Annotated in this window: 18 protein-coding genes; 8 read left to right on the top strand and 10 right to left on the bottom strand. The window is 36.9% G+C overall.

The annotated features are described in order from the left end of the window. Positions 1-81: 81 nt before the first annotated feature. The 4 genes from hflX to L2586_RS18070 all read right to left on the bottom strand — a co-directional run bounded on the left by hflX (position 82) and on the right by L2586_RS18070 (position 4,697). On the bottom strand, positions 82-1,293 hold the full coding sequence (gene hflX, locus L2586_RS18085) for a GTPase HflX (protein WP_235294348.1): 1,212 nt from the start codon (positions 1,291-1,293) through the stop codon (positions 82-84). Between the two features lie 81 nt (positions 1,294-1,374). Beyond that, a complete protein-coding gene (locus tag L2586_RS18080) occupies positions 1,375-2,529 on the bottom strand; it encodes a murein hydrolase activator EnvC family protein (protein ID WP_235294347.1) in 1,155 nt (384 codons plus the stop codon). After that, positions 2,474-3,238: a DUF4292 domain-containing protein gene (locus tag L2586_RS18075; protein ID WP_235294346.1), complete on the bottom strand. Its 765-nt coding sequence runs from the start codon at positions 3,236-3,238 to the stop codon at positions 2,474-2,476. The genes L2586_RS18080 and L2586_RS18075 overlap by 56 nt, the downstream gene beginning before the upstream one ends. Then, a complete protein-coding gene (locus tag L2586_RS18070) occupies positions 3,213-4,697 on the bottom strand; it encodes a tetratricopeptide repeat protein (RefSeq protein ID WP_235294345.1) in 1,485 nt (494 codons plus the stop codon). Before L2586_RS18070 ends, L2586_RS18075 begins: the two co-directional genes overlap by 26 nt. Positions 4,698-5,028: 331 nt before the next feature. Between L2586_RS18070 and rlmN the strand changes: the two genes are divergently transcribed. Continuing rightward, positions 5,029-6,081, top strand: a complete 1,053-nt coding sequence (rlmN, locus tag L2586_RS18065; RefSeq protein ID WP_235294344.1) for a 23S rRNA (adenine(2503)-C(2))-methyltransferase RlmN — start codon at positions 5,029-5,031, stop codon at positions 6,079-6,081. A gap of 3 nt (positions 6,082-6,084) precedes the next feature. Further along, positions 6,085-6,342, top strand: coding sequence for a hypothetical protein (locus L2586_RS18060; RefSeq protein WP_235294343.1), 258 nt, complete (start codon positions 6,085-6,087; stop codon positions 6,340-6,342). Here the strand turns inward: L2586_RS18060 and L2586_RS18055 are convergent. The 3 genes from L2586_RS18055 to rsfS form a co-directional block, all read right to left on the bottom strand. Further along, positions 6,339-6,959 carry a hypothetical protein gene (locus tag L2586_RS18055; RefSeq protein ID WP_235294342.1) on the bottom strand — a complete coding sequence of 207 codons (621 nt, stop codon included), beginning with the start codon at positions 6,957-6,959 and terminating at the stop codon, positions 6,339-6,341. The genes L2586_RS18060 and L2586_RS18055 overlap by 4 nt on opposite strands. A gap of 126 nt (positions 6,960-7,085) precedes the next feature. Then, the gene (gene ftsH, locus L2586_RS18050; protein WP_235294341.1) at positions 7,086-9,035 is read right to left on the bottom strand and encodes an ATP-dependent zinc metalloprotease FtsH; all 1,950 of its coding nucleotides are present in this window, start codon (positions 9,033-9,035) and stop codon (positions 7,086-7,088) included. A gap of 24 nt (positions 9,036-9,059) precedes the next feature. Then, positions 9,060-9,443, bottom strand: coding sequence for a ribosome silencing factor (gene rsfS, locus L2586_RS18045; protein ID WP_235294340.1), 384 nt, complete (start codon positions 9,441-9,443; stop codon positions 9,060-9,062). 102 nt (positions 9,444-9,545) lie between these two features. Here rsfS and L2586_RS18040 point away from each other — a divergent pair, with 102 nt between their 5' ends. Beyond that, entirely contained in the window at positions 9,546-10,304 is a 759-nt protein-coding gene (locus L2586_RS18040) for a biotin--[acetyl-CoA-carboxylase] ligase (protein WP_235294339.1), read from the top strand. Positions 10,305-10,756: 452 nt separating this feature from the next. Here the strand turns inward: L2586_RS18040 and L2586_RS18035 are convergent, their stop codons facing one another. From L2586_RS18035 to L2586_RS18025, 3 genes are read right to left on the bottom strand one after another with little or no spacing between them, the layout of a single operon-like run. Continuing rightward, positions 10,757-11,890, bottom strand: coding sequence for a Gfo/Idh/MocA family protein (locus L2586_RS18035; protein WP_235294338.1), 1,134 nt, complete (start codon positions 11,888-11,890; stop codon positions 10,757-10,759). A gap of 6 nt (positions 11,891-11,896) precedes the next feature. Then, complete coding sequence (locus tag L2586_RS18030; protein WP_235294337.1) at positions 11,897-12,754, bottom strand: sugar phosphate isomerase/epimerase family protein; 858 nt, start codon at positions 12,752-12,754, stop codon at positions 11,897-11,899. A gap of 26 nt (positions 12,755-12,780) precedes the next feature. Continuing rightward, positions 12,781-15,861, bottom strand: a complete 3,081-nt coding sequence (locus tag L2586_RS18025) for a PVC-type heme-binding CxxCH protein (RefSeq protein WP_235294336.1) — start codon at positions 15,859-15,861, stop codon at positions 12,781-12,783. Between the two features lie 180 nt (positions 15,862-16,041). On the opposite strand from L2586_RS18025, the gene L2586_RS18020 reads away from it, so the two are divergent. From L2586_RS18020 to L2586_RS18000, 5 genes are all read left to right on the top strand, one after another. After that, entirely contained in the window at positions 16,042-16,908 is an 867-nt protein-coding gene (locus tag L2586_RS18020) for an AraC family transcriptional regulator (RefSeq protein WP_235294335.1), read from the top strand. A gap of 115 nt (positions 16,909-17,023) precedes the next feature. Further along, positions 17,024-18,256 carry a CinA family nicotinamide mononucleotide deamidase-related protein gene (locus L2586_RS18015; protein ID WP_235294334.1) on the top strand — a complete coding sequence of 411 codons (1,233 nt, stop codon included), beginning with the start codon at positions 17,024-17,026 and terminating at the stop codon, positions 18,254-18,256. A 42-nt stretch (positions 18,257-18,298) separates the two neighbouring features. Continuing rightward, positions 18,299-19,678, top strand: a complete 1,380-nt coding sequence (locus L2586_RS18010; RefSeq protein WP_235294333.1) for a dihydrolipoamide acetyltransferase family protein — start codon at positions 18,299-18,301, stop codon at positions 19,676-19,678. A gap of 4 nt (positions 19,679-19,682) precedes the next feature. Next, a complete protein-coding gene (locus tag L2586_RS18005; protein ID WP_235294332.1) occupies positions 19,683-21,869 on the top strand; it encodes an OmpA family protein in 2,187 nt (728 codons plus the stop codon). After that, positions 21,859-22,425 carry a class I SAM-dependent methyltransferase gene (locus L2586_RS18000; RefSeq protein WP_235294331.1) on the top strand — a complete coding sequence of 189 codons (567 nt, stop codon included), beginning with the start codon at positions 21,859-21,861 and terminating at the stop codon, positions 22,423-22,425. The genes L2586_RS18005 and L2586_RS18000 overlap by 11 nt, the downstream gene beginning before the upstream one ends. Positions 22,426-22,428 lie beyond the last annotated feature (3 nt).

Below are 22,428 nucleotides of genomic sequence, written 5' to 3'. Positions count from 1 at the left end.
GTGTAAGATAAACTTTTTATTTTGGAGAGAAAAATCCTAAATTGACTAATAAGTGAATATTTCTGTTGTTTTTGACCATGATTACCATTGCTTCGCAATGTAAGGATACCTCACATTGTACTCGCTTAAAATCATCTCACCGAGCACATCTCTTAATTGATCGATGTTCTCTTTCGTATGAGCTGATACCAGTAGCGTTGTATTCCCATAATTATTTTCTAAATGGGTTTTGATTCCATTTTCTATATCTTCTCGTTCCTCATCTAATAACAACTCGTCATAATTCTTCTCTCTATATAAATCTAACTTATTGAACACCATCAGTGTAGGCTTCTCTTCTACCTTCAAGTCCTTTAATGTTCGATTCACTGTTGCTATATGATCTTCATATTCGGTATGCGCCATATCCACTACATGCACCAGAATATCAGATTCTCTTACCTCATCAAGCGTAGACTTGAAACTCTCGATCAAGTGTGTTGGCAGCTTTCTAATAAATCCTACCGTATCGGATAGTAAGAATGGCATCGTCCCGAACACAACTTTTCTCACCGTCGTATCTAACGTTGCAAATAATTTATTTTCTGCAAAAACCTCCGACTTACTCAGTATATTCATCAGTGTTGACTTCCCTACATTCGTATATCCAACTAAGGCTACTCGGATTAGGTCTCCTCTGTTCTTTCGCTGAGTTTGATTTTGTCGGTCTATTTTTTCTAGTCGATCTTTCAGTTTAGCAATCTTGTCTCTTACAATCCTTCTATCCGTTTCTATCTCCATCTCTCCTGGACCTCTCATTCCGATTCCTCCACGTTGTCTTTCTAAGTGTGTCCATAGACCTCTCAATCTTGGAAGTAAATACTGCATTTGTGCCAGTTCGACTTGTGTCTTTGCTTGAGCAGACTGTGCTCTCCCAGCAAATATATCCAGAATCAATGAAGATCGATCTACAATTTTCACCTTGAGTTCTTCTTCTATGATATTCATTTGCTTACCCGTTAAGTCATCATCAAAAATGACAAGGCTTACATCTTTGTCTTCTATATATTCCTTGATTTCCTGAAGTTTTCCAGAACCAATAAAGGTCTTCGAATCTGGCCGCTTCAGTTTTTGAGTGAATACTTGCAAGGTTTCTGCTCCAGCAGTATTTGCAAGAAATTCCAACTCATCCAGATATTCGGCTACCTGCTCTTCTGTCTGTCCCTCTTTGATGACACCAACAAGGACAGCATACTCCGTTTCTTTCTCAAGACCCTTTTTCTTTTCTTTTCCTATATTCCAATTATCACTCATGCAGTTATTCTTACGTTTTGTTCCTTTATAACTTAAATTTAGTCAAAATTGATCGATATCGATAATATCATTTTTAGAAGGCTAGCCTTTTAGCCAAGACATTGGATTCTGAGTCTTGTTTTCATTCCATATCTCGAAGTGCAATTCACTCGAATCATCATTGACCGCTAGGACACCTATATTCTGCCCTATTTTTATTTCATCTCCTTTGGAAACCGTAGCGGTCTGCAATTTAGAATATACGGTATAATACTGATTATGATCAATGATAACAGTCGTTCCGAAACCGGACATCTGCGAAACACTGACTACTTTCCCTTCGAACACCGCTGAAACTTGAGCATTAAGCGGCGCTCTTATATCTATTCCATTGTTACTTATCGTAAGATTTTTCATGGTCGGGTGTTGTTGTTTACCATACTTGGAACTCACAACTCCTCCATTCACAGGCCAAGCCATCTTACCTTTTAGGCTCTCGAAATTACTGACCGTAGTACTAGCAATACCTTCAGTAAACTTGGACTTAATCACATTTTCTATCTGAACATTCATCTGCTCTCTATCCTTTTTCTGCTCATCCAATGTTTTCTTCAAAGTACTTTCATCTTCTTGAATCGAAGCAATCATTACCTTCTGTCTCGCCTGCTCATTAGCAAGTAAAGCAGATTGCTTTTCTACTTGTTGTAGAACCTCTCTTTTCTGATCTTTGTCATCATTAAGATTTGCTATTTTTTGGTCTAGTAAGTATTGTTCATCATTAATGACCTTCAGCTTCTCGCCTACATATTGCTTAAGCCTATTGTAAAAATTTGCCTTCAAAAAAGAACTGCTTACAGACTTCGCAGATAACAATGCGACCAGTGGATTATGTAATGTCCGCTCCCGATATACCGCTCTGAGTACGATATGGTATTGATCCTTTAACGAATCAATTCTGATCACTTTCTCACTTCTCAAGCTATCATTAATGGAAATATCTCTATCGATTAAGTCAATTTCCTTCTGGATCTGTTCTAGTAATTTTTTACGGTTATTGATTTGGGTATCAATGATGGCCAGATCCGAGATTAAAACTTTCTTGTTTTTAGCCGTAAGATTCAGTAGTTCATTCGTATCATCTATCTGCTGAATAATCTCGAAGCGTCGTTTTTCAAGATCTTCTCTAGTCTGTGCATTAGCCTTAAAACTCCCTAGCAGTATAAGTGTCAGGAATAGAAAACTTGATATTTTTTTCAACGTTAATTTCTGGATTATTAAATTTAATGGAGATCTCCCTTTTTTCACTGCTTCCGTCATCTAAAAGAATATCACGAATGTAAGAAAATAATTGATTTTCCTCGATTTCTTTGTAGTCACTATAATGAAGTGTCGCGTCCATTTTAGTTTCATCATCTCGAATCGATGTGCTTGTTAATTTGTAATTCGATAGGTCAATGTTGTGAGCAATTTTCAAATCGTAAAGAGCAGGTTTAATCAATAGACTATCACTTGCAAAGTAGGTCACCTCATTACTTGTCTCTCCTAAATATGGGTTTCCCATCAAAAAGTCTTGGACAAAATTAAAATCCAATTGCATCCCAGCCATTTCTGAAAGTTCATCAAATGAAGCTTTAACATATGTTCTTTGCAACCTTTCCATCATAAAAACAGAATCTTGTGTAATTAAAACACGGCCTACTTCGAATCCTAATTTATTAGCCGCAATCCATATCACACTGTCCTTTATCATTCGGAACTTAGCATTGACCGAGCCAGTAAACATTTCCGTCTTTATGAACAGATCCGCATTAGAATTAAAATGATCGAATGTCACGAAAGTAGATTTCACCTTTCTTATCGTTGCTTCTTCTGAAAGCTCTTCAACATTCTTGTTATCTACAATTTTTTTTCCTCCAGTGCACGAGATACAGAAAATCACACTAATTATTAAGATCAGTCTCCCCATTTATTTTTTTATTAATTACTGCGGGATTTCCTCCTGCTTTAATTGCTTTCTTCCATGATTCTTTAGCTGAATCTTTTTCATTCATAATCCAATATACATCCCCTAAGTGATCCAGAATTCTTGGATTTGGTTGTTGAGAAACTTCCATACCTTCGGAAACTAACTTCAGAGATTCCTCATATTTCTTTTGCTTAAATTTTATTTTACTCTCTAACAACAGAACCTCAGGAATCACATTAGGATTATTTCCACTTATCATTCTTGCCTCAACTGCAGACATTTCAGCTTCCGACAATTCGCCTAATTCTAGTAATGCTAATCCATTATAATAATATGCTAAAGCTTGATTCGGATACACATCGATTGCATCTTCACTATACTTCATCATTCGCTTGTAGTCTTCTGTAATATTTAACGTGATAAACAATTGCGCCCAAACTGTCCATGTGGACTTGTCTGAATCCACAGATTGTGCATAGAAATTAGTGGCTTGAGGAAGGTCTTTATTGTAGAAATGAATATCACCTAAGATGCTTTTCACTTTAGCATTTCTCGGATAAGTCTCATCAAGAATCCCTCCGATATCTAAGAGACTTTGACCTAATTCCGGGTCACCCTTTTCCGCAAAGTCTTGCAAGTAAGGGATCAATTCTATGACTTTCTTATCTAGTTCTATTCTTTCATCCTTAATCACAGGTACTAAAGACCTCAGATAATTCGCATCCTTATTCTTCCCTGTAGAATTCACAAACAACAAGGCTGTTTCATCATCTGGATCGATCTCTAAGATCTTTTGCATTACCTTATTCGCCTCATTCTCTTTGCCCATCGTCCTTAAGTAACCAGCAATATTGTGTAAGAATCTAGGCTCAGTAGGATACATTTTATTCAACTTCTCAAGTTCTTTAAGCGCATCTTTCTCCTTTCCCATTACATCGTAAATCTCGAATTTGCGTTGGATGATTTGCTCTGTGATGCCATTATTTTTTTCTAAATCATCCAGCACTTTAATGGCGTTCTTAGGCAATTCGGCTTTCAGATAGTAAAAACTTGACTGCAAATAATGGAATTCATTATTAGGCTCTTGCTTAGTAAACTGTTCATACAAAGTAGCCGCTTCTTCAAAGTTCTCAGAGAAAGCGAGAATATCTGTAAGTTGGATCAAGTACCATTCGTTCTTAGGTTCCGCTTCATGCGCCCTTTTAGCATAGGTTAATGCTGTAGAATAATCCTCTTTTTTCACATAGATTCTGGATAGCTCGTAAGCTGCGGCATTTTCATTATGCTCATCCAGCAGTTTTTTATAGATATCGATTGCTTCATCTACATCACCAAGGAGTACTTGCTTTTTAGCAGCAATTAACAAATCCTGGGCAGCAATTTCAGTTTCAGTGTAAATACCTTGCGAAATGCCTTGAAAAGCTATGAATAATAGCAATAGCAAGGGAGTGAACTTCATAAGTTTTCTTTTAATCGTAAATATAACGTGTGAAAAACGGAAAAGATTGGAATGGGATGAATTTTATGTTGAAGATTGGGGGAATGGAGGTACAGTTGCTAGGATTACGTGGATTGATTAGGTTGGATTTTTCATGTTTCAAGCGTTCTTAAAAAAGGTTTTATTTACTCATCTTTACATTTCTTTCAGCTAAAAAATAACATTTAGAATTATAAGATTTGCATTGAAAAATAAAGGTAAAAACTAAAACCCTTTTTCATGAACTAAAAACAAGCTCAAACGCTTTATAAGCTTGCAATTTTGTTTCTATAATTAATATTAACTTTGCACCATGTCGCAAACAATTCAAAAGGCTGATATAAGAAAGTTTTCGTTGGAAGATCTTAAAACTTTGATGCTAGAGCAGAAACAACCTGCCTTCCGCGCAAAGCAAATCTATGAATGGCTATGGAAAAAAAGTGCCGTTCGTTTTGATCAAATGACAAACCTTTCTAAAGACCTACGTGAATTCCTAAATGAGCATTTCACAATTAATGCTATCAGCTTAGATAAATTTCAGAAGTCTAATGACGGTACCATCAAGTCTCGATTTCAGTTGCATGATGCACACATGATAGAATCTGTCTTGATTCCAGTGCCTTATGATAAGCGGTTTACTGTTTGTGTTTCATCGCAAGTTGGGTGCAGTTTAACTTGCAAGTTTTGTGCAACAGGCCAAATGAAGCGCATGAGAAACCTTGATCCAGGAGAAATATATGATCAAGTGGTACGTGTGAATCAACAAAGCATGGAGACCTTCGGACATCCATTGACGAACATTGTTTATATGGGAATGGGAGAACCGCTCCTTGCTTATAAAAGTGTTATGGATAGTGTGGCGTTGATTACAGGAGATCACGGATTAAATATGTCACCTAAGCGAATTACGATCAGTACAGCAGGAATTGCGAAAATGATCACGAAGCTTGCTGATGATGGTGTCAAATTTAATCTTGCGTTATCACTTCACGCGGCAGACGATGTGAAGCGAAATGAAATTATGCCGATTAACGAGACCAATACACTTGATGTTTTAATGGATTCCATCGAATATTTCTATCAAAAAACCAGGAATAGAATCAGCTACGAATATATTGCATTTAAGAATTTCAATGACAGTATAGAAGATGCCAAGAATTTAGCTAAATTGTGTAAAAGATTTCCTGTAAAAGTGAATATCATCGAATACAATCCCATAGAAGGTGTTGAATTCGTAAAAAGTAAAGAAGATGCTGTAGATGAATTTGCTTCTTATTTAAGAAATCAAGATATTATGGTTACCATTAGACGAAGCCGAGGAAAAGACATCGATGCAGCTTGTGGTCAATTAGCAAATAAAGATTAGTTTATGGAACATTATGAACATGACCTAGAATCGTTTAACACCCTTAGCATGGACGAACAGGTTAATATTGCAAAGGCAAAAGCTTCTAAGGTAGAAAGTATCGAAGACGAAGACGTGAGAATAGACCTTTACAGTTATTGTGACTTTTTTATAGAATTGACATTCAGAAAAGAACTACGCATCATTAAAGATATTAAAGGAATAGACGCAATGGAATATGCTGAAAAGTATATTGAATTAGAAGACCTTAATAGTTACTAGTCGTATTTCTTTTCTCCTTCTTCCAGTTCTTCTTCCTCCTCTTCTTCATCATCTTTCACAGCAAGAAAGATTCCTGGAACAGCCGTTATCACTTGATCTTTCAGACCATCTAGAATCGTATCAGAAATTCCACCACCTTCTCCATCGCCCTCTTCATCTGTTATTTCTTCTTGTAACTCACCACTCAGAGATGACATCGCGCCAGCTTGCAACTTAGACTTATAAAGTTCTATTTTATCTTGAACATCAAATAAAGCACTTTCTAAAGTGGCAACATCTTTTTTCGTTAGCGAGCCATCACTTAATTTTTCAGTAAGCTTAGAGTATTCATTATTTAACAAGTGAAGCTTTACTTCATTGGTTTTATCTATGCGTTCTATTTCGTTTGTGGAATCTTTGACATTCTGAACAAAGTCGTTGTTTACAGTTGGATCAGCTTCTTCTTTGACGGTTGTCTGATTTTGAGCAGCTTCCGTTTCGAAAGGTTTCTCTGGTGGCATGATAGAAGACGACTTTTCTAATTGCTTTACGTAGGTAGCATTAGATTGATCGGCACTATCTTTCAGCTTATCTTGTCTATCTCTGACAATACTATCTGTATCTATTTTATTTGGCATAGGGACTACAAGTTAACGAAATTAACCATAACGATCAAGCCCTTTTTCTGAAGTGAATCAAAAAAAGGGCTTGAAGCTCATTTTATCATTTATAATAAGCAGAATAGTCGTTCTACTAACTTACATTTATTCGTTATCGTCGCTTACGTGATTACTGTCAGAAAAAATCTCAGCTTCTACACCAGCTTCTTTAGGTCTCATTCCTATCAGCGTTTCTACATCCGATTTTAACAATACCTCTTTCTCTAATAAAGCATGAGCTAAAATTTCTAATTCTTGCTTTTTATCTTTCAATAATTCTTGAGCTCTTAGATATTGGCTTTCTACCATTTTTCTAACCTCATTATCAATCAATGTAGCCGTATCTTCAGAATAAGGTTTGCTGAACTGATCTTGAGACATGCCATGGAAGGAAACATTACCTACTTTATCATTCATTCCATAAACCGAAATCATGCTGTAAGCCATCTTCGTTACTTGGTCCAAATCACTTTGAGCACCTGTAGAAATCTTTCCAAAAATTATTTTCTCAGCCGCTCTTCCTCCGAATGTCATACACATTCTATCTAAAAGGGCTTCAGTTCTCGTAATGTATTCTTCTTTCGGTAAATACTGAGCATAACCTAAGGTTCCAATTCCTCTTGGCACAATCGTTACTTTAACTAATGGAGATGCATGTGGTAAGAACCATCCACAAATCGCGTGACCTGCTTCGTGATAAGCAATGATTTGCTTTTCTTTAGGAGAGATCAATTTACTTTTCTTTTCTAATCCTCCGATAACTCTATCTAACGCATAGTTAAAGTCATCCATGTCCACTTCCTTCTTATTTCTTCTCGCTGCAATCAATGCTGCCTCATTACATACATTCGCAATATCTGCACCCGCAAAACCTGGTGTCATTTCAGATAATTCACTTGCATCAATGTCTGGACCAGTCTTAATGGTCTTTAGGTGAACTTTGAAAATATCTTCTCTACCTTTTAAGTCAGGTCTGTCAATACCAATCTGTCGATCGAAACGTCCAGGTCTAAGTAGTGCTGAATCCAAAACATCTGGTCTATTTGTAGCTGCCATAAGGATTACCCCTTTGTCTGTACTAAAACCATCCATTTCCACTAGTAATTGGTTCAATGTATTTTCTCTCTCGTCATTTCCACCTTGCATTGCACCTTTTCCTCTTGCACGTCCTATTGCATCTATCTCATCGATGAATACGATACAAGGTGCTTTTTCTCTTGCTTGCTTGAATAAATCTCTTACTCTAGAAGCACCGACACCAACGAACATTTCCACAAAATCAGATCCAGAAATCGAGAAGAATGGCACACCTGCTTCACCAGCAACTGCTTTCGCAAGTAATGTCTTACCTGTTCCCGGAGGGCCTACAAGTAATACACCTTTAGGAATCTTACCTCCTAATGAAGTATATTTCTTAGGATTTTTCAGGAAGTCTACGACCTCCATTACTTCTTCCTTTGCTTCATCAAGCCCTGCAACATCTTTAAAAGTTACATTGACTTTCGCATTGTTATCAAACAATGTAGCTTTAGATTTTCCGATATTGAAAATTTGCGCACCTGGCCCTGCACCACCACCACTAACTCTCCGCATGATAAACAACCAGATCGCGATAAGGATGATAAAAGGAAGTACCCAACCCAGTAAAGGAGCTAGCCAAGATTCCTTTGTTTTATATACAGGATCAATCATAACACCTTCTTTTTCAAGATCTTGGATTAAGCTGTAAAATATATCTACAGACCCAATTTCGAATGAAAAGTGAGGATTGACACCACTTGCAAATTTATTTTCTTTGACATCTGAATATTTATCCAGACTCTCCTTCTTTAGAAAAACATTGACTAATTTTCCATTAAGAACTTCTACGTCTTTAACATCTCCAGCTCTTGCCATTTCAGCAAAAGAGTTCATTGTTGTAGGAGGAGTATTAGAACTACTATACATGAATATGTTAAATACCAGTATAGAAGCTATCAGAACACCGTATATCCAATAAGAATTTATCTTAGGCTTATTGTTCTTGTTATCTTTATTATTTTCTTTTTCGCTCATATATTAGCCTTAGGCTCATTTAATTCAAAGGTTCTGAAATTCCGTAAACTGTGCATCACTCCATAAATCTTCAAGGTCGTATAATGCTCTTGTCTCTGGGTAAAATACGTGGACTATGGTATCAAAATAATCAACTAATACCCAATTAGCGGCATCTTGGCCTTCTCGATGTGGGATATAACCCATTTCGTCTTTAACTCTTTTGTAAACATTTCCAGCAATTGCTCCCACTTGAGTGGTCGATTCGCCTTCACAGATTATAAAAAAATCAGCCGGAGCTTCAGGTAGAGATCGGAGATCTATTTTAACGATATTTTTACCTTTAATGTCTTGTATCGAATCAATGATTAGTTCGTTTAATGCACCAGTTTCCTGGGATTCTTGAACTGCATGGTTTGTATTATTCAAATTGTTATTAAATTATTTTAACGGCAAAATACAAAACCCAAAAAGGACTTGCTATCTTTACCTAGATATTGTTATAAACAAAACTACTAAATAAATAGTTTATTGCCTACTAAATTAGACAGCCTATTCACTGGCGCGAAACATTACCATTTCTCTGAAATAGACTCTACTAACAAATACGCGCTTAATCTTATAGCAAAAAGCGCACCAGCAGAGGGAACAGTCATTTCAGCTGACTTTCAGACACAAGGAAGAGGACAATATGGCAGAAAATGGATGTCAGAATCTACAAAGAACCTGCTTTCATCGATTATTTTATATCCTGAATTTTTACCTGTCAGTGAGCAATTTTCTCTTAGTAAAGCCATTTCTCTTGCCGTTCAGAATACTTTAAATTCTTTTTTATCGTCAAAAGAAATTAAAATAAAATGGCCAAATGATATTTATTGTGGCCCTAAAAAGATCGGTGGCATCCTTATTCAAAACACAATTTCAGGGAATAAAATCAAATCTACCGTCATCGGACTTGGAATCAATGTGAACCAATTAGATTTTCCACCCGATGTTAAAGCAACTTCTTTAGCCATAGAATTAGGAGTGGATTTTGACAAAAGGGAGTTACTTGACATTCTTATGTTGGACATCAAAACGGAATATATGTTACTTCAAAGGAATTTGCAAATTCAGGATAAAAGGTACAATGACCACCTTTATGCTAAGGATCAAGTTAGATTTTTCGAAGATGAAAATGGGAATCTTTTTTCTGCCAAAGTACTTTTCGTGAATAGAGAAGGAAACCTTATCGTAGAATTAGATGGTAAATATGCTGCTTTTAGCTTCGGAGAGTTGAAGTGGATGTGATTTTAGTTTTTTGTTTTTAGCTGTTAGCTGTTAGCTGTTAGCGATCTCGCAAAATATATATCTTAAAAAGAAAAGTTTCTAGTTAATCAACAACTAGCATTAAGCCCTTAGCTCTTAGCCATCTCGCTGAAATAGCAGGTCTAGAGGACCGAAGTTGTCTGTAACTAAATATCTAGCAAAAAAAAATGAGGTGCAGCGCACCGATTTGTGGGTTCTAAAACTTGATCTTATTAATTAAAATTGATTTGCTAGTGCCTAGATAAGATTAACACTTTTATTTATTCAAACAAAAGGGTGTTAAGTTATTTCACGATTGAAATCTTATTGTACAAGAGTACTTCAGTCTTCATTATCGTCGATCTTATCTATTTCAAAAAATGGTGTGTAATTAAATGAACAACATAACTTCTCTGGTCACATCGGGCACTTACACAAATCATGTATCTTTAATTTCAACTCTTTTCAAATGTAAACTCTGGCAACCTAATAAGCTCTCCTCCTTTCAGCGCAGACTCATGCGCTAAAATTCCCACGCAAGTCATATTTGCTGATTGCCTCGCATTCGGATAAGGTGATCGCTCTACCAGCAAAGCATCAACAAACTCATGCACAAGATGCGGATGAGACCCACCATGACCAGCTCCTTGGGTAAAAGACAGATGCTGGTTATCATCCGAATCATAGACGCCTCCAGTGGTAAAACCTTGAATTTCTTTCGGTAAAAGTTTTGCAAAATCTGGACATTCTACTTTCTCAGGTATTTCAGGTTCTGGCTTCTTAGCAGTATGAACTACTAATGGCTCTTCTTCTATTAACGGCCATTCTACCGATTTCTCAGATCCATACACTTCGAAACTCTCTCTATATTGACGAGCTACATCAAACAGAGAACGATATACTTGAGCACTAAGATCTGAATCCTTAAACTTAATATGCGTCGTTTCCACAGCAAATGGAGAACCATAATGTTCGATTAACTCTTCTCTAATTGTTCCAGACCCAAAACAAGAAACATACTCCGCCTCAGCTCTCGTCAATCCCAAAACTGGCCCTACGCAATGAGTTGCATAATACATCGGAGGCAATCCTGGCCAGTAATTCGGCCATCCATCCATATCTTGCTGGTGACTGGCTTTCAAAAACTGAATTTTTCCCAAGTCGCCATTCTCATATAATTCCTTCATATACAAGAACTCCCTTGCATACACGACCGTTTCCATCATCATATACGTCAATCCCGTTTCTTCCGTCAACCTTACAATCTCTTCACATTCCTCTACGGAAGTTGCCATCGGAACCGTGCACGCCACATGCTTCCCAGCCTTTAGCGCCTTAATGGTTTGTTCTCCATGATTCGGAATCGGAGTATTAATATGAACTGCATCTATAGACGGATCATTCAGCAATTCATCATAAGATGTAAATCGCTTTTCAATGTTGAAGTTGTCTGCTATTTCATTAAGCTTCGTTTCATTTCGCTGGCACACAGCTATCAAATTGGCATCCGGGTGCCGCTGGTAGATAGGAATAAATTCAGCTCCAAATCCCAAACCTATAATTGCAATATTAATTTTCTTATTTCCCATTTCTCGCTATTTAAATGTTTCCTTTATAAATTTTAATCCTTTCGAGGCAAAATCATCTTGCCCTCCTTCATGCTTTTTCCAAATACAAACTGCGCCAGCTAATTCCTTAATTTCAGGTGTGAAACTCTCGATCACAATCGAACCTTCATACCCGATTTCAGACAATCCCTCACTGAAATCACGCCATGGTGTCAATCCCGTTCCACAAACTCCGCGATGATTCTCAGAAACTTGGACGTGAATCAACTTATCTTTTACCGTATGAATCGCATCTTTTATATTCTTTTCTTCAATGGTCATATGAAATCCATCCAGTATTATTTTAGCATTAGAATGATTGATATCATTGACGAGTCGAAGAACATCATCTGCAGTGTTCACAAGATCTGATTCAAACCGATTCAAAGGTTCTAGTGCGATAAATTGACCATAATCCTTTCCCATTTCACATACCTTGTAAAGGTTAGATACTGCCCGTTCCCACTCTACCTTTTTTTGCTCATCAGGAAGCATTCTCGCTTTGCCTACTGCTGAATACATTGGCCCCGCCAAAAAATCAACTTCAAACAATTCACAAAGCTTAAAGCATTCCTCGATATATCGAAAGCAATTCTCATGAAGGTCTATATCATCTGAAGTAAAATCCTTCGTCGGCCCGAAAGCACCACAAACACTTACCTTCAGTCCATTATCTGCTAAAGCTTTTTTTACAGTATTTCCATCTATCAAACTTGGATCCTCCACTGGTATTTCTACCAGATCGAAGCCCAAAGCTTTAATTTTCGGAAACAATGCTATAGAGTCCGTACTAAAAGGCGATTCCCATAACCATGTACTCGCTCCGAAATTGATGTTTTTTAACATTGACATAAATTTTAATTAATTCGCACTTACTTTACTACTGTCATCTCTCCTTGCATTATTCGCCAATGCCCAGGAAATGTACACACGAATGGGTATATCCCCGGTTCACTTGGTGCCTTAAATTTCAAAGATGCTTTCTGACTAGGATCTATAATCTTAGTAGCATGCAGCACTTCTTTCATATCTGGCACATAACTTTTCTCAGCACCCTGAGGATCTGCCGCCAACTTGTCTGCTCCAGCCCCTACTTTCTCTAGTCCACCTTTATCCACAATCACCAAATTATGCTGCATAAAGTCATTATTTTCAAATACCACTTCCACCATTTCCCCAGCTTTCACTGTGAATTTCGTGAGATCGTATTTCATCTCATTTTTGATCGTTCTTATGACTATTTTATTTCCAGCCTCTTCCTCACTATCCGACTCCATCACTTTTATATCCACTTTATCAATATAATTCTGAACGAACATTTCCGCCAAGTTACTTCCATCTAACTTCGGTAACTCATCATCATCCGCTTTCGACGAATCAAATTTCTTTCCTGGATTATCTTTTAGATATGCTGCTACAAATTCTTCAGAATTCTTAGCCGCCGCAATATATACTGCTTGCGAAAGCCATAAATCGTCCTGCACTTTTTGAGACTGACTAAGTGCATAAAGCTTCTCTCCTACTGAATCTGTTGCGTATCTATCTGTAAAATATAAGATCGCAGCAAGTTGGACCTCTGGATCTTTATCATTCAATAAATCACCAGATAAGATCCCATTATCCACCCATTTCATTTTTGGTGATACTTGAATAGCCGCTTTTCTAACAGCTGAAGCAGGATGAGAAAAAGCCGCTTCTACTACAGATTGCGCCTCTTTATTTTTCTCTAAAACACCTAATCCTTCTAAGGTCCACAATGCGTGAAGCGCACCTACATTCATTCCCTGATCATCCACAGATTTGTCATTGACCAATTCAAAAAGGTCATCTAAATTTTCTAGATCACCAGATTCTACAAGCAAGCGCTGTGCAGTAATTCTCCAAAACAGGTTATCATTCTTTAATGCACTGATGAGGTCTTTCGTTTTATTTCTATCCAGCGACAGCGCCTTCGATTGCTTAGCATTTTTCGGAACTATCCTCCATATTCTACCATTTGACTTATCTCTTAATGGATTCACGTAAGCATTTCCGTCACCATTCTCTGCATCGAAGCCTGCTCTTTCTTTACTCGGAGTAGGATTATGCTGAACGATAAAATTATACCAATCTGCAACCCAAACATTTCCATCAGGTCCCACTTTTGCTTCTACAGGAGAAACCCATTCATCCGAACTTGCAAATAAATTACCACCATCTTCTTCGACATATCCAGCTCCGTCATGTTCTATTTTAGCGATGTGCACCAAGCCTCCCGTAGGTTCACATACGAATGCTACTTTGTTCCAATATTTCTCTGGATAATTTCGAGCCGTGTAAAACTGATGACCTGCCGCTGCAGTAAATCCTCCGAAGACATCCACTTGTCTTACATTTGGTGTAATGGCCTGCATATCGTAGTGCCCATCTATTTTCTTGCTTCCTTCAAATCTAATACCTTCTGCTTCCTTCCAAGTTTGATTAGGAATTCCCAAGAATACACTGTGTGTATTGTTTGCTGTAGATCCAAATATCGAGTTGTCTTCCGTAATTCCTAGTCCCCACGTATTGTTACTCGTTCTTGTTAAATATTCAAAATTATTCAAACCATGATCGAATCGGTATATTCCTTGTCGGAATTCTTGATCCTTCCCGAATATCTGACCTTTGAAACCTGAGTATCCAAGTACACCATATACTTTATTATCTATTCCATTCTGCAGATTCGATGGGCCTGCATGTGTATCATATGTGCCCCATCCATCAATGATGACTTCTCTAACATCCGCTTTATCATCGCCATCTGTATCTTTTAAGAATATAAAATGAGGCGCTTGAGAAACGATAATTCCTCCATTCGAGAAGGTGAAACTTGTCGGTATATTAAGCTTATCAGCGAAAACAGTCACTTTATCTGCCTTGCCATCACCATCTGTATCTTCTAAGATCTTCACTTTATCATCTCCGACCCCTGAATCTTCTCGAACGGTGTTAGGATAATCAACTGTTTCGATCACCCAAAGCCTTCCTCTTTCATCCCAGTTTATCGCAATAGGATTAATAATATCTGGTTCTGAAGCAAACAATTCCAATTTGAATCCGACAGGTACTTGTATCAATTTCTCTGATTGCTCAGGAGACAAAGGCAACTGATATTTAGGAGCAGGATCTCTCTTTTCATAATTAGGAATGTTAGGCTTTTCCTCATAGCTCAACACAGGAATATCCTTTGCGAATGCTTCCCAGTTCGACTTCACTTGATCCGAAACCGCCCATACGATTCCCTCTTTTATTAAGTTCGAAAACCCTGGATTAGTCCATGTCCGTTCATCGTGACCGTAAGCTGTATAGAAAACTTTTCCTTTTCCATATTCCTTCACCCAAGTCCAAGGCTCTTCTTTATCACCTTCTGCTCTTGTCATTAACACCTTAATATCTTCTGCAATTTTATGATGCACATAGGTTTCATCCCAAGTAGAAAATGGCTCTACTGACTGCATCGTAGGATGGCTTTTGTCCACAATCGTAGTGACAAAAGTATCCGTCTCATGAGATAAAAATTGACCTCCGACCATATCCACATAATCATCAGAGTTTCTAAAGCAATAACTAGCGCAATGAATAGGAATAAATGCATGACCTGCCTTTACATAATCCAGCAAGGATTTCTCTTGTGCTTGCGAAATGCTATCATGATTTGCGTAGATTATTACACCATCGTACTGATTCAGATTATCAGCATTCAGATCGTCAGGGTCTTCTGTGTATGTTAAATTAATACCTTCCTTGGTCAATGCCGATGCAAGGATCGGTTGATATTTTCTAGAATTATGATGTTCCTGATGATGTCCAAGAAAAAGCATTTCGATTCTCCGTGGTACATCATCAGCAGGAAGTGGAGGATCAGACTTACAACCATATATGAATATTAACACGAATACGAAGCTTGCGATTTTTACCATTTTGGATATCATTGTCTTGTGTATTTAACTTTGATATAATTATACAAAGAATATTAGTTTATAATATCCTCTTTTATTTCACATACTGACTATATCATATCTTATTTATTGAAATAAATGAACATTTCGGGGTAATTTAGTACCTTATTCTACTTTTTGGAGAAAATTCATATAAAAACGTACACCCACAAAATGAAATCGGCACTACAAAAATCACCCATTCCATATACCCATGCATTTGTCGTAAAGCATTTAAAAGAATTAGTTTTTGACCCTACATGGCATTTTCATTCAGAATACCAACTTTTCATGGTCCTGAAAGGGACAGGAACAAGGTTTATAGGAGACAGTGTAATGACTTATTATCCTGATGATATAACTTTTACTGGACCAGATCTACCACACCTATGGCGGAGTGATTCAGATTCATCATCAGAAGACGGTGAAAACTGGTCAGAAGGTATCGTTGTTTATTTTAATGAAGAACTCATCAGTGAAAACCTCCTACAAAAAGAAGAAGTTATCAAAATAAGGAAGCTTTTCAAGAAGAGTTTAAGAGGCGTCGATATTCAAGGCCCTGTAGCGAAAACAATAAAGAAAATGCTCATTAATCTTGTTTCCTTAAGAGGATTCGAGGGTGTTCTTGAATTGTTAAAAATACTTCATCTTATTTCTTTGTGCTCTGACATCAATGTATTAGCAAGTGCAGGCTATACGAATTCACTGAAAGATGGAGATACGGAAAGAATGAATATAGTGTATGCACATGCGCTTAAGAATTTCAAACGCAAACTTAGCATCTCAGAGTTTTCTACGCTTACGAATATGACGCCTACATCATTTAGCCGATATTTTAAAACACATGCTAACAAGACATTCTCTGATTTTTTAATTGAAATAAGAATTGGCCATGCCTGCAAATTATTAATAGAGAACAAAGTTAATATTTCTCAAGCTTGCTATGATTCAGGATTCCAGACGCTTTCCAATTTTAATCGTCAATTTAAGAAGATAACCAATCGAACTCCTTTAGAGTACCGAAAAGAATATGTGCAATAGAAAGATTTAGCCCCTAGAAAATATAAATGATGATCTATATAAACATTTTCCTCTAAATGTGCTTGGCAACCTTTTTAATTCTAATACATTTATGTCAATGTATAATTCGAATTAAATGGAAGCTAAAATTATAACGATAGGAGATGAATTGCTTATCGGACAAGTAATCGATAGTAATTCTGCTTGGCTTGGAGCTGAATTAGAAGCGATTAACATAAGAGTTACTGAAATCAGGTCCATTCAGGATACAGAGGACGAGATCATCAAACATCTTAGCGAATTAACTGGTAAGACGGACGTAATTATTCTAACGGGTGGCCTCGGACCGACTAAAGATGATGTTACCAAGAAAGCTCTTGCCAATTTTCTAGGTGTTGAGTTAGAGTTCAACGCTTCTATCTTAGAGCAACTGACTGCTTTATTTAAGAGAATAAATATAGAAGTTAAAGAAAGTCATAAAACTCAGGCATATGTTCCTGCTGGATGTGCGATCCTATCGAATAAGATGGGAACTGCCCAAGGAATGTGGATGGAACACAATGGAAGTATAATCATATCAATGCCTGGCGTCCCTTATGAAATGAAATATATCATGGAGAATGGTGGCTTAGAAAAATTAGCTGCCTTAAATAATGGCAATCGTATATTTCATAAAACGATTATGACTGCGGGCTGGGGAGAGACGATGATAGAGGAAAAAATACTTCCAATTATAGATGCCTTACCACCTCATATTAAAGTGGCGTATTTACCAGGGCTAGGAAATGTAAGAATACGAGTCAGTAGCAAGTCTGAAAATGACGATTCAGAACTTACCGCGACAGTAGACCAAATATGTAATTCACTTGGTAATATTGTATATGGCTTTGATAATATCAGACTGGAAGAAGCAATCGGGGCGATCTTGTTAGAACAGAAATTAACACTTGGGACGGCAGAGAGCTGCACTGGGGGAAATGTAGCAAGAATGATTACTAGTATTGCAGGCTCTTCTGCTTATTATAAAGGGAGCATTGTTTCTTATGCTAATGAAATAAAGACTGATTTACTAGGTGTCCAATCGAAAACACTGGAAGATCATGGAGCTGTTAGTAAAGAAACGGTTACAGAAATGGTTCAAGGTGCTCTTCGAAAATTAGATGTAGACGTGGCCATCGCAACAAGTGGAATTGCTGGGCCTGGAGGTGGGACGCCCGAAAAGCCAGTTGGCACTATATGGATCGCTGTTGGAAGCGCAGATAAAGTCATCACACACAAACTAAATTTGACAAAGAATAGAAATAAAAATATCACGTATACATCTATCGCAGCATTGAATATGTTAAGAAAATTTTTAGTTGGTCAATAATTCACGTACTTTTACATTTCATAAAACTAATACTCCATAGGTATGGCAATAGTTGATTTAGTAATGCCCAAAATGGGCGAAAGCATTATGGAGGCTACCATATTAAAATGGCTTAAGAAGGAAGGAGATACTGTAGAATTAGACGAGTCAATTTTGGAAATAGCCACCGATAAAGTGGATTCAGATATCCCTTCTCCTGTAGAAGGCGTTATTTCTGAAATTCTTTTTATCGAGAATGAAATTGTAGAAGTCGGAAAAGTAATTGCTAGAATCAAGACTGATGCAACACAAGAAGTAAAACCTTCTCCAGCAGTACCTGAAGAGCCTATTAATCCTGAAAAAGAATTAAAAAGCACTCATCAGAACGGTCACGCGCATGTGCAGGAAACCATTCTAAAAGAACAACCTAAAGTAAGTCACAAGTCAGATTACCAACCTAGTACTACTGATCGATTTTATTCCCCATTGGTAAGAACCATTGCACAGAGAGAATCTATCAGCATCCAAGAACTAGATCAAGTACCTGGATCTGGAGCTAATGGCAGAGTTACTAAAAAAGATATTCTAAATTACTTAGAGCAGAAGGATTCTAAGCCATCTGCACCTCAAGTTCAGCAAGAACCTGAAACGATAAAAAATACTCCGAAAGTAGAATCTCCTAGTAATGTCGCGGCTAAAACTACCTCGCCATCACCTTCTCCTTCTTTGAATGGCGGAACGGAGATCATAGAGATGGATAGAATGCGAAAATTAATCGCAGATCATATGGTCAAGTCCAAGCAGTCTGCGCCGCATGTAACATCATTCGTAGAAGTAGATGTTACTAATGTCGTTCAATGGAGAGAAAAAGTAAAGGCAGAATTTCAGAAAAAACATGGTGAGAAAATAACCTTCACTCCTATTTTCATGGAAGCTGTAACTAAGGCCATTAAAGATTATCCGATGGTTAATATCTCTCTAGAAGGAGATAAGATTATTAAAAAGAACTTCATTAATCTTGGAATGGCGGCTGCGTTACCATCTGGAAACTTGATTGTTCCAGTAATAAAAAATGCAGACCATCTGAATTTACTAGGTTTAACTAAAGCGGTAAATGATTTAGCAAAAAGAGCTAGAGAGAATAATCTGAAAGCTGATGAGATTCAAGGCGGCACTTTCACACTGACAAATGTAGGAACTTTCGGTAATGTCATGGGGACACCTATTATTAATCAACCACAAGTTGCTATATTAGCGGTTGGAGCTATAAAAAAGAAGCCTGCGGTTATTGAAACTGAAATGGGTGACCTCATTGCTATACGTCATATGATGTTTCTTTCGTTATCATATGATCACAGAATAGTTGATGGATTCTTAGGAGGCTCATTTTTGAGAAAAATCGCTGACTATTTAGAAGCCTTCGATAAGGATAGAAACATTTAGAAAATTGGAATTAAAAAATCTATACTATTACATATTACCGATACTATTATTGGTTTCTGTCTCTGTGGCAAATGGTCAGGATAGATTTTATCGTTCAGGTGTAAAGTTCTTCGAGCACGAACTTTACCGGGATGCCTTGAAAGAATTCAGCAAGGATAAAAACGCTCATAAGAATAGAGATCTGATTTTAAAAAGGATGATCAGCTTATATGAGACGAATGAATTAAATGCAGCAAAACGGGACATTGCAAGTTTGCTTTCCTTTAAAAAAAAGGAAGATGAACTTTTTCTATATCTCGGCAAAATATATCACGCTGAGTTAAACTTTGAGAAGGCTATAGAATACTACAAGGAGTACCTTCGTAGAACAAATGAGAAAGATAAAAATCGACCATTTGTCATTAGCGAAATTAAGCGTTGTGCAACAGGGTTAAGTTTGCAATACTTTGATCAGAAGGCTTTTGTAGAAAATATGGGCCCTGAAATCAATTCTGTATATGATGAGATCGATCCGATTCAAAGTCCTAACTATCTTTCTAAATATTACTTTTCCAGTAATCGACCATCTGCAGCAGGCGGACTTCGAAATGAAAAAGGTATAAAAGACAATGTATACGGGACCCACTTCCTAGATATGTTTTCAGCTAGTCTAGAGAATGGGAAGTGGTCACCGATCCAACCATTAAATTCGTTGCTCAATACTTCTCGACATGAAAGAGTATTAGATTTCAGTTCTGACGGATCCGTTTTATTTTTCTTAAAAGGAGATTCACCGACTTCTGCAACTATCTATGTAGATACTTTCGGAGTAGACCATGACAATATCTATCCACCCAAATTCGAGAGTCCTCTTATAGGAGAAAAGGGTGATGTCTATCTTCAATTTTATAATGATTCTACCATCATTTTTTCAAGCAAGCGAAAAGGTGGATACGGCGGTTATGATATTTATGTTTGCTATAAAAGCAACAATTACTGGTCTTCTCCTAGGAATCTAGGTCCTGCTGTAAACGGTCCACTGGATGAAGTCTCTCCATTTCTAACGAAAGATGGTATGACGCTTTTTTACAGTTCTAATGGTGTGAAAAGTATAGGCGGATTTGATGTTTTCAAGTCCACTTTTTCCTTCGAAGGAGGAGGATGGAGTGTCGGCGAGAACATGAATATTGGTATAAATTCTACACTAGATGACATGTATTTTAGAATTTCAGCTGATGGTCAGTCTGCTTATTTTAGTTCTTCTAGAAAAAATGGGATGGGCAAATTCGACCTTTATAAAGCCTACTTAAAACAACAAGAATTAGGACAGCTTGCTTATAGCCCTACATTACCATTCATCGCTAATGATAATGTCGTTAAAGATATCGTAAAAGATAAGAAGATCGGACTGAATGATGAAAGCTCTAAAGCAGCATCCAATAAGAATTCAGCTGAAAAAATTAAAGAATATATTTTAGAACCACTTTTTTTCACTAAGGATGAAAACCTGCTGACCATTTCTAATCTGAAAACTTTAGAAAATGTGGTAGATATCATGAAAATTTATCCAGATACCAAAATAGAAATTGAAAGTCACTCTGTGCCTGAGAGTCAGATTGCTTATGAACTCTATTTTAGTATTAAGCGAGCAGAGAAAATCATGGACTACCTTAAAGTTAATGGTATCGATGAAAGTAGAGTTTTAATGAGAGGCCTTGGATCAAATTACCCTTTAGTTTCTACAGAAAAAGGAGTACAGGCTGGTAAGCTCGCTGAAAAATTAAACAGACGACTTGAGATAAGAATAAAGAATATTGATGATTTGAACTTATCGATTTCTTACAATGATCCAGTTGTTGCCGAATTTCTGAAAGATATTTCTGGAGAACTATATAGAACCATTCAGAATGGCCTTACTTATAAAGTTTTTATTGCAAAGGTAAGCCAGATGTATCAAAATGAAATTCTAAACCACTACCAAGACGCTATTATCGAAAGAGATTACGGCAGTAAAGATTATGTATATACAATTGGGATTTATAAAGATTATTTTGATGCCCAAGCTGTTCTCAAATCTTTAAAAGAAGATAATATTGAAGAAGCGAAAATCATACCTTTCATTGATGGAAAACGAATGAACCCGAGTGAGTTAATGAATTATGCGCAAAAATTTCCTGATCTGGTAAACTATTTACAGTATAATGGACAATAAAATGGGGACTATAAGTTTTTTTAAAGAGAGTGTTAAGAACTTAAAGACGATAGGTACAATTACTAGAAGCTCAAAATTTCTATGCAAAGGAATGATTAAGCATGTTGATTTTGATACAGCTAGGTATATTGTGGAATTAGGTGCAGGAGATGGTGTTATTACACAACACATTCTACGTAGTATGCATAAAGATTGCAAACTGATGATTTTCGAAGTGAATGAGGCATTTAACGAGCAACTTAGTGAAATCCATGACGATAGATTAATTATCATACAAGACTCCGCAGAGAAATTATCCCATTATCTCGAACTTCATAAGTTCAGTAAATTAGATTCTGTAATTTCAGCAATCCCATTTGTTCTTTTTCCAGAGCCTGTAGCTAATTCTATTATCCAAGCTTGCAAAGATCATTTAATACAAGGTGGAAATTATGTACAAGTACATTATAGTTTAATGGTTAAGAAATTGTATGAGAATGTTTTCGGGAATCTAGATATTAACTGGGTACCATTAAACATACCGCCAGCATTTGTTTTTGTGTGTCATAATAACTAATAG

The sequence above is a fragment of the Portibacter lacus genome, assembly GCF_021533215.1.
GTDB classification, from domain to species: domain Bacteria; phylum Bacteroidota; class Bacteroidia; order Chitinophagales; family Saprospiraceae; genus Portibacter; species Portibacter lacus.
Note: the sequence above shows the minus strand (reverse complement) of the source record. Positions and strands in the feature narration are given on the sequence as shown.